At 62.8% G+C, this 8,521-nt stretch carries 9 protein-coding genes; 3 read left to right on the top strand and 6 right to left on the bottom strand.

Features of this window, described 5'->3' with window-relative positions; all coding sequences use genetic code 11:
* Positions 1-497, bottom strand: a 497-nt coding sequence (locus EOA86_RS12250) for an amidohydrolase family protein (protein WP_164891700.1), incomplete at its 3' end; no start/stop codon positions are given.
* Positions 498-580: 83 nt separating this feature from the next.
* Here EOA86_RS12250 and EOA86_RS12245 point away from each other — a divergent pair.
* From EOA86_RS12245 to EOA86_RS12235, 3 genes are all read left to right on the top strand, one after another.
* Complete coding sequence (locus EOA86_RS12245; protein ID WP_128341868.1) at positions 581-1,441, top strand: folate-binding protein YgfZ; 861 nt, start codon at positions 581-583, stop codon at positions 1,439-1,441.
* Positions 1,441-2,073 carry an HD family hydrolase gene (locus tag EOA86_RS12240; protein ID WP_128341866.1) on the top strand — a complete coding sequence of 211 codons (633 nt, stop codon included), beginning with the start codon at positions 1,441-1,443 and terminating at the stop codon, positions 2,071-2,073. Before EOA86_RS12245 ends, EOA86_RS12240 begins: the two co-directional genes overlap by 1 nt.
* Before the next feature lie 66 nt (positions 2,074-2,139).
* The gene (locus tag EOA86_RS12235; protein WP_128341864.1) at positions 2,140-4,275 is read left to right on the top strand and encodes an EAL domain-containing protein; all 2,136 of its coding nucleotides are present in this window, start codon (positions 2,140-2,142) and stop codon (positions 4,273-4,275) included.
* 23 nt (positions 4,276-4,298) lie between these two features.
* On the opposite strand, the gene EOA86_RS12230 is transcribed toward EOA86_RS12235, so the two are convergent.
* The 5 genes from EOA86_RS12230 to EOA86_RS12210 all read right to left on the bottom strand — a co-directional run.
* Positions 4,299-4,559 (bottom strand): DUF3303 family protein, encoded by a 261-nt coding sequence (locus tag EOA86_RS12230; protein ID WP_240992496.1) that lies wholly within the window; start codon positions 4,557-4,559, stop codon positions 4,299-4,301.
* A 33-nt stretch (positions 4,560-4,592) separates the two neighbouring features.
* A complete protein-coding gene (locus EOA86_RS12225) occupies positions 4,593-6,056 on the bottom strand; it encodes a RimK family protein (protein ID WP_128341862.1) in 1,464 nt (487 codons plus the stop codon).
* Complete coding sequence (locus tag EOA86_RS12220; RefSeq protein WP_128341860.1) at positions 6,053-7,159, bottom strand: peptidase C39 family protein; 1,107 nt, start codon at positions 7,157-7,159, stop codon at positions 6,053-6,055. Before EOA86_RS12220 ends, EOA86_RS12225 begins: the two co-directional genes overlap by 4 nt.
* Positions 7,160-7,420: 261 nt before the next feature.
* Positions 7,421-8,212 carry an anti-sigma factor gene (locus tag EOA86_RS12215; protein ID WP_128341858.1) on the bottom strand — a complete coding sequence of 264 codons (792 nt, stop codon included), beginning with the start codon at positions 8,210-8,212 and terminating at the stop codon, positions 7,421-7,423.
* Positions 8,209-8,521, bottom strand: a 313-nt coding sequence (locus EOA86_RS12210) for a sigma factor-like helix-turn-helix DNA-binding protein (protein WP_281035650.1), incomplete at its 5' end; no start/stop codon positions are given. The genes EOA86_RS12215 and EOA86_RS12210, both read right to left, overlap by 4 nt.

Below are 8,521 nucleotides of genomic sequence, written 5' to 3'. Positions count from 1 at the left end.
CCCTCATCGTCCTCAACCAAAAGGTCGCCGGTGGACGAGCCCATGAATACTTTTATGCCGGCAGCACCGGGTAGCCGCTCCAGTTCGCCGGCATCCCCGGCATTGTCGCGGGTGCCGCCGACCCAGAAGGCAAAGTCGCAATGCATGCGGCCGGTGGCGCGCCGAACCTTGTCGGCAAGGGCTGCTTCGCTGGTGGTCAGCGGGTTGGTGTTGGGCATCTCGAAGACGGCAGTGACGCCGCCCAGCACCGCAGCCCGCGAGCCTGTCTCCAAATCTTCCTTGTGCTCCAGCCCTGGCTCGCGGAAATGCACCTGGCTGTCGACGACGCCGGGCAGGATGTGCAGGCCACGACAGTCGACCGTCTCGCCGGCTGATGCCTGGCCGAGATCGCCGATGGCGGCGATGCGCCCGCCGTTGATGCCGATGTCGCGCCGGCCCTCGCCATCGTGGTTGACCACCGTGCCGCCTGTCAGGATGAGGTTGTAGGTCGTGGCCATGCTGATCCGGTCTCTTGCGGGGGGAGTGTCAGCGGCTTACGTAATGGCCGACTGTTTTGCAAGATCAGGTTCTTTTTCCGCCCATGCCCTTTGCCCAGTTGAAAGACCGCGCCCTCATTTCCGTGTCAGGCCCGGATGCCGAGATTTTTTTGCAGAACATTCTGACCACCGACCTCGACGCACTGGCTGCGGGCGAAGCAAAACCTGGCGCCTTGCTGACGCCGCAAGGCAAGATCCTGTTCGACTTCCTGATCTCCCGCGCTGGCGAGAATTCCTTCCGCCTAGAATGCCGAGCCGATATATCAGACAATTTCATGCGCCGGCTGATGCTCTACAAATTGCGCGCCAAAGTCGAGATCGCCAAGTTAGATCAGGAGCTTGTCACCGTCGCGTGGGGGAGTGATTCAACCACTTCACAATCTGATTCAACGCCGGTCGCCGATGCACGGTTCCGCGACGCGTCCGTGACGCGCTGTTATGGCGGCACGGGTGAGGGCGGCGACCCGGCCGCATGGCAGGCTCTGCGCATCGCCCATGGGATTGCCGAAAGCGGCTGCGACTATCCGCTCGGCGACGCCTTCCCCCATGATGTGCTGCTTGACGAGACGGGCGGCGTCGGCTTCAGGAAGGGCTGCTATGTCGGCCAGGAGGTGGTCTCGCGCATGCAGCATCGCGGCACCGCCAGACGGCGGGTGCTGATCGTTTCGGCCGAACGGCCCCTGCCCGCTCCTGGCGCCGAACTGACAGTTTCCGGGCGACCGGTCGGCACGCTTGGCACTGCCGCCGGCACGGCAGGCCTCGCCATAGCCCGAATCGACCGCGTCAAGGCAGCGCTCGACGCCGGCCAGCCGATCATGGCGGAAGACGTCCCTGTGTCGCTCGCCATCCCTGCCTGGGCGAAGTTCACCTTCCCGCAGCAACCTGTCGGCGCGGAGGAGACCTGATGGCGGCCGACCGTGCCGGCGCGCCGCCGCGCGCTTGGCAGCGCATGCTGTCGGGCCGGCGGCTTGATCTGCTCGACCCCTCGCCGCTCGACATCGAGATTTCGGACATCGCCCATGGGCTTGCCCGCGTCGCCCGCTGGAACGGCCAGACCAGCGGCGACCACGCCTTTTCCGTCGCCCAGCATTCGCTGCTGGTCGAGGCGCTTTTCGGCGAGCTGGTGCCAGACGCCCCGGCCGACGCGCGGCTGGCGGCTTTGCTGCACGACGCGCCGGAATATGTCATCGGCGACATGATCTCACCGTTCAAATCGGTGATGGGCGGCAGCTACAAGGAGTGCGAGCTGAGGCTGCAGCGCGCCATCCATCTGCGCTTTTCGCTGCCGGTCGAACCTAGCGCGGGCCTGCGCAAGGAGATCAAGCGCGCCGACCAGGTCGCCGCCTATTTCGAGGCGACGCTGCTTGCCGGCTTTTCGACCGCCGAGGCGACCGAATTCTTCGGCCGGCCGCGCGGCTTCAATGCCGACCGCTTCGATTTCACACCGCATTCGGTGACCTGGGCGCAAAACGCGTTCCTCGAACGGTATGCAGCGATCGAGAAATTGCGGCGCCAAACGGTGCAGCCGGCCGACTGAAAAAACGGTAAATTAACCGGAAAGGACAACAGTACCGTGTTCGATCACGGTCTGCAGGCGCGCCTCATGTCCGTCACTCATGCCAAGGCTGGTTCGCCCGTCCGCGGACGGAGGGCCGAAGGCATAGGCCTGCCGCGACGGATAGCAAACGAACTGCGCAAACAGAATGATCGTTTTTCGGCCGCCGTCGAGAACATGTCGCATGGCTTGGCCATGTTCGATGCCGACGAGCACATGATCATCTGCAACGGCAATTATATCAGCATCTTCTGCCTCGACGCCGAGATCGTGCGGCCCGGCATCCGGTTTTTCGACATTCTCCAGCACAGCGTCGACATCGGCGTCGCCTCGCACAGCGCCGAAGAACTTTATGCCATCCGCAAGCCCTATATCGACCAGGCGAAACCTTCGACCTATGAGGAAACGCTGTCGGATGGGCGCATAGTTAACATCTCGCACCGGCCGCTTGCTTCAGGGGGCTGGGTGTCGATCTATGAGGACATCACCGAGCAACGGCGTGCCGAACAGGAACTGAAGGAGCAGCACCGCCGTTTCGACGCAGCACTCGCCAACATGTCGCAAGGCCTTTTGATGTATGACTCGGACGGCAGGCTGATCGTGCGCAACGAACGTTTCCTGGAACTCTACCACGTGACGCCGGCCGACATTCCGCTTGGCATGGGCCACCGCGACGCGCTCGAGCAACTCGTCCGCCTGGGTCTCTATGCAGAGATCGACATCGACAGCGAAATCTCGAAAACCGCGGCCTGCCTTCAAGCCGGAGAAATGCGGTCGACCTACCGCCATCTTGCCGATGGCAGAACCCTTTTGGTCGTGCGACGGCCTATGAGTGGCGGCGGATGGGTCGCAACCTTCGACGACGTTACCGAGCGCCGCCGCGTCGAAGAGCGCATGACCCACCTTGCGCATCACGACACGCTGACCAACCTGCCCAATCGCTCAATGTTCCGCGAACGGCTCGATCAGGCCTTGGATGAGGCCACGGACCTGGCGATATTCTCGCTCGACCTCGATCGCTTCAAGGCCGTCAACGACAGCTGGGGGCATCCGGCCGGCGACTGGCTGCTGAAATGCGTGGCCGAGCGGCTGCAACGTTGCCTACGCAACGAAACGGACGTAGTCGCTCGTTTCGGCGGCGATGAGTTCGTCATCATCCAGTCCAATACCAAAGGTGCCGGCGACGCGGAAAAACTGGCAAGACGCATTGTCGACATCATCGGAAGGCCGTTTCGCGACAAAAGCCGCGACATGCATATCGGCATCAGCCTTGGCATCGCCCTTTTCCCCAATGACGGCAGGGATGCCGACACGCTGCTGAAAAACGCCGACATGGCCCTCTACAGGGCGAAAAGCGAAGGACGCAACGTCTATCGCTTCTTCGAGCCAGGCATGGATGCGATGGTGCGGGCACGACGCGCACTCGAAACCGATCTGGAGGCAGCGCTGCGGCGGCAGGAATTCGAGCTCGACTTCCAACCCATCATGAACATCGCTTCCAGCGAAATCGTCGGCGCCGAAGCGCTGATGCGGTGGCACTCGCCGGCACGCGGCTTGGTGCCGCCAGACGACTTCATCCCGGTCGCCGAAGAGATTGGGCTGATCGTGCCGCTGGGAGAATGGGCGCTGAGGAACGCCTGCACAGTTGCGGCGGGCTGGCCGCATGGGCTGCGTATCGCGGTCAATGTCTCGGCTGTGCAGATCAAAAGCGGCACCTTTGCCCGCAGCGTGATCTCCGCGCTGGCATTTTCCGGCGTGCCGGCCGATCGGCTTGAACTGGAAATCACCGAAACGGTGCTGATGGATGAGAGCGATACCGTGCTCAAGACGCTCAGCCAGTTGCGCGACCTCGGCATCCGTATCGCGCTGGACGATTTCGGCATCGGTTATTCGTCGCTCAGCTATCTCCGCCGCTTCCCGGTCGACAAGATCAAGATCGACCGCTCCTTTATTCGCGACATCGACAAGCGCGACACGGCCGCGATCGTGCGGACGGTCATCGGCCTCGGTGCCCAACTTGGGATCACCGTCACCGCCGAGGGCGTCGAAACCGAAGCTCAGCTGGAGTTCCTGAGCAGGGAAGGCTGCGTCGAGGCCCAGGGCTATTTGATCGGCGCACCGTCGAAGGCGGCGGACATCAATCCCCTGCCGAAGTCGCGCGCCGCGATCAGGCAATCCGGCTAAGTGCGACAGGCCAGACGAGCCAGTCAAAGGTGTCCGCTCAATGCCTCCACCATGTCCTTGTTCGTCGCCACAGGAACGATCTCGAATTCGACCAGATCCGCCCATTCGACGACCCACTGTTGCAGGAGCGTGACGTCATCGGCCTCCACCAGCAGGAAGCAGCGGCTCATATCCGCCGCGATCCAGCTGTGGTGCACAAGAAGCGCGTCCGGCTTCAGGCGGCCCTGGTCGCGGAAGCGACGGTAGATCTCCTTGCGATCACAGCCGCGAAAATCCTCGGTCACAAAAAACAGCATCTCTGCCCCCCTCTCGGATGATTATCGCCCCGGCCGGTCGAGCCGCTCCAGGAACCACTGCGTCAGCCGCACCCAGACCTCATCTTTTTCGCCGGAATCCTCCCAGCCATGGTCGAGGTTGGGATTGTCGTTGACCTCGATGACGAAGACACCGTCCTTGGTCTCCTTGAGGTCCACCCCGTAGAGGCCATCGCCGATGCAGCGCGCGGCCCTCACCGCCGTCTCGATGACATGGGCCGGCGCCTCTTTCAAGGTAAAGGTCTTGATGCCGCCCTGGTCGGGCTTGCCGTTGGCCTTGTGGTTGACGATCTGCCAGTGCTTTTTGGCCATCAGATAGTGCACGGCAAACAGAGGCTGGCCGCCGAGCACGCCGACGCGCCAGTCATATTCGGTCGGAATGAATTTCTGCGCGATCAAGAGATCGGAATCCTCCAGCCATTCGGTGGCTAGCGTCTTCAGCTCCTCGAAGGTGGCGCATTTCTTGACGCCGCGTGAAAACGACGAGTCCGGGATCTTCAGCACCAGCGGAAAGCCCAGCGTCTGCGCCGCGACTTCGAGATCCGAGGTGCTGGCGATCATCACCGTCGGTGGCACCGGAACCTTGTTGTAGGTCATCAGCTCGTTAAGATAGACCTTGTTGGTACAGCGGATCATCGACAGCGGATCATCGATGACAGGCATGCCTTCCTGCTGGGCGCGGCGCGCGAAGCGATAAGTGTGGTTGGAGATCGAAGTGGTTTCGCGGATGAACAGCGCGTCGTAGTTGGCGAGTTTGGCCAAATCCTTTTTGGTGATCGGCTCGATTTCGACGCCCATCTTTTCGGCGATCTTGGCCCAGTAGCGCAGCGACGAGATCTCCGATGGCGGCAACTCCTCGTGCGGATCGACCAGCGTGGCGAAGGTGTAGCGCGCCGGCGTGCGGCCTTTGGTGTCACGCCACTCGCGGTTGGTGTAGGTCTCGAGGCACTGAAGGAAGCGCTTTTCTTCCTCCTCGGTCATCCTGGCCAGCGGATGGAAGCCGATCTTGCGGATCGACGCCCATTCGGAGCTGTCCGTGATGTGGACTTCCAGTGCCGGCGCGCGAAACCAATCGAACAAAAGCTTGGCAAAGCGATCCCATACCCTCGACGGGCCGATGCCGAAGAAGATGCAGACTTTTTGCGGAAAGGCGCCGCCCAGATCCTTGCGGCACTTGTTGAGCGCGAGTTCCAGCTCCGGCAGCGCGTGATCGTAGAGCTTGCGCTCGGACAGGTCGATCATCGTCTCGACCGTCGGGATGACCTTGTGTCCGCGCGAGCCGGCGAGCAGCGAGGCATAGTAGCCGCGGCTTTGATAGCCGTAATTGTTCGAAAGGTTGATGACCTTCGGCCGCTGGCCGCGAAACAGCGCCGGATGGGCAAGGTAGTCGCGATTGGTGATGATCTTGTGCGGTGTCGCCACCTGATCGAGATCGTTCTGCCGGCCGGTAAGGATGACCCAGGTCATTGTCTGTCGCGCTTTCCGAGGGTAATGGCGGCACGCAATCCGTCGCGGCCGAACTGCGCCATGTTCATAAAGATGCCGTAAGGCACGGGAATATTGGCGGCATCAAGAATGGTCTCCTGTCTCTCGTCTTCGACCCAGGGATCGTGGATCAGGATATGGTCGCCGTCGTCGCCGATGGCCAGCACCCAGTGCGGAACTTTCTTGCCGAACATCAGGAAGCCGCTGATCAGGACCAACACCAGTTTCCCCTCGGCGATCGCGGTGCGGATATCGTCTATGGCGAATGGACGGTAATTCACCGGGATGCCGTAAAGTTCCGCGCGCCGGCGAAAGTCGACCTGCGCCAGTTCCATCACCCGGCGCTTGTCCTGGCTGCGCACCGACTGCAGGAACAGCGCGCCATGGAAGGAGACATATATCTCGGCAGAGAGCCCGCGTTCGTGGCCGGCAACGGCGAGGCCGAACGGCTCACAGCCGCCAGGCCCCGACATCATGAAAACGGTGGTCGCCTCGCGCCACAAACGGATTTCCATGACCGGGTCGGGCACGAAGCCGGGCTCGAAATTGGCCATTGCCATCATCAGGCAGCACGGGCCGCAGGTGAATTCGCAGGTCTGCTGGTAGAACGGCACCTTGGTGGCGACCGGAATGTCGCCGCGCAAAGTCTTTTCGTAGCGCAGCGCCGTGGCGCCGTCCTCGTAATAACCCGGTTCGCGGCCGATCTTGCGGTAGCCGCTCTGCTCGTAGATGCGAATGGCCCGGCTGTTGTCCTCGCGCACCTCGAGGCGCAGCATCATGCGGTTGTGTTCGAAGGCGGTCTCCTCCGCCGATGCCAGCAGCATGCGGCCAATGCCGAGCCCGCCAAAAAAGGGACCGATGGCGATGGAATAGAGCCGCGCGACGCCGCTGCCTTTGCGAAACAGCACGACCGCATAGCCGGCGACGCGGCCGTCGCTTTCGGCAACCAGCAGCTCGGCACTTTCGCGTTCGATCAGCTGGCGAAAGGAGCGGCGGGATATGCGGTCGCTCGAGAAAACAGCCTTCTCGATGACGGCGAGGTCATCGACGTCGGACGCGCGGGCCTTGCGAATCTCGGCAGGCATGCGGGCTCGGAAAACCTCGATTGGGTTGTGGAAAAGACCCTGGTCAGAAGTGTCGACAACACAGCCGAAGCGCCAGCATCCGTCAAGCGCTATCGCACTTCGATTCGGGCTCAATTGTGACAGTTTCGGCTGGTGCATGACCCCGAAAATCGAAATCGATTTTCGGAAAGGATCATGCACAAAATTAAAGTGCTACAGTGGTCCTTTGCGCGTCCAAAGGACGCGCGGCGCTGTAGACGCAAGCTTTGAAAAATTGGGGCGTCAGCTGGCCAGCCCGGCCAGAAGCTGGCTATAGGCGCTCTTCGCCACCGCAGTCAGCTGCGCGCGCGGCAGCGAGCCGACGACGGCGCAGCCATAGCCCTTATCCAGCCAGTAGACGGCCTCGGGGCCGTTCTCTTCCGACCCGTAGGTGCCCTTGGCCTTCTCGGCCGATTCAGCCGTGACGAACAGCGAGATGCGCTCGCCCTTGTCGTCCTCATAAAGCAGCATCGCAGCCTTGCTCTCGCCAGCAGGCAGCAGCCGGCCGCCGACGAGTTGGAACCCTTCCGCCGCCAGATCCGGTGCGACCAGCTTCAGGCCGACCCTATTGGACAGCCAGGTCTGCAGATGATCCTTGTCGCTGGCGGGCACTTCCACCGCATGCCGCTGCTCGGCGGCATAGATGACATGGGCTGCGATCGCCTGCTCGGCGAGCTGGTCCTCGGCCGGCTCTTCCGGACCGAGATGGTCGATGCCGGCGACATAACCACCAACACCGCCGATGGCCAGCACCGCCGCCGCCGCAGCCGCCAGCCACCAGCGCGAGCGCGATGCCGCCGTCTTGACCGGCGCCTCGCCGAACACGATCTTTTGCAACCGCGCCGGCACCGGCTCGTCGAGCACGCCGGCGAAAGCGGCACGAAGGGCTGCGCGGTCGGCGACGTAGCGGGCGCTTCTCGCCTTCAGTTCAGGATTGGCATCGAGCCAGGCGTCATACGCCACGCGCTCGTCGCCCGGCAACTCGCTGTCGAGCGCCATGTGGATGTCGCGTTCGGAAAAATCGCGCCGAGTCATTTCTCGACGATCCTTATCGCCCGACGGCGCGCGGCGTCATCCAGCAGGCCGCGCAACTCATCACGCCCGCGCGCGATGCGCGACATCAGCGTGCCGGCCGGCACGCCGAGGATGGTCGCGGCCTCGGCATAGGAAAAGCCTTCGATGGCGACCATGACCAGTGCCGCGCGCCGGTCGGGGCTGATCGCCTGCAACGCGTCGATAATCTCGCGCGAGGCGATGCTCTCCACTTGCTCGGCGGGTGCTGCCTGCGCTTCGCCCGCTTCCAGCGGCAGCATCGCGGCTTCGCCACGCCGGTTCACCTTGCGC

Source organism: Mesorhizobium sp. M5C.F.Ca.IN.020.32.2.1 (genome assembly GCF_004023105.1).
In the GTDB taxonomy this organism is placed as follows: domain Bacteria; phylum Pseudomonadota; class Alphaproteobacteria; order Rhizobiales; family Rhizobiaceae; genus Mesorhizobium; species Mesorhizobium wenxiniae.
The sequence above is the reverse complement of the archived record's forward strand: the minus strand, read 5'-3'. Positions and strand labels throughout refer to the sequence as shown.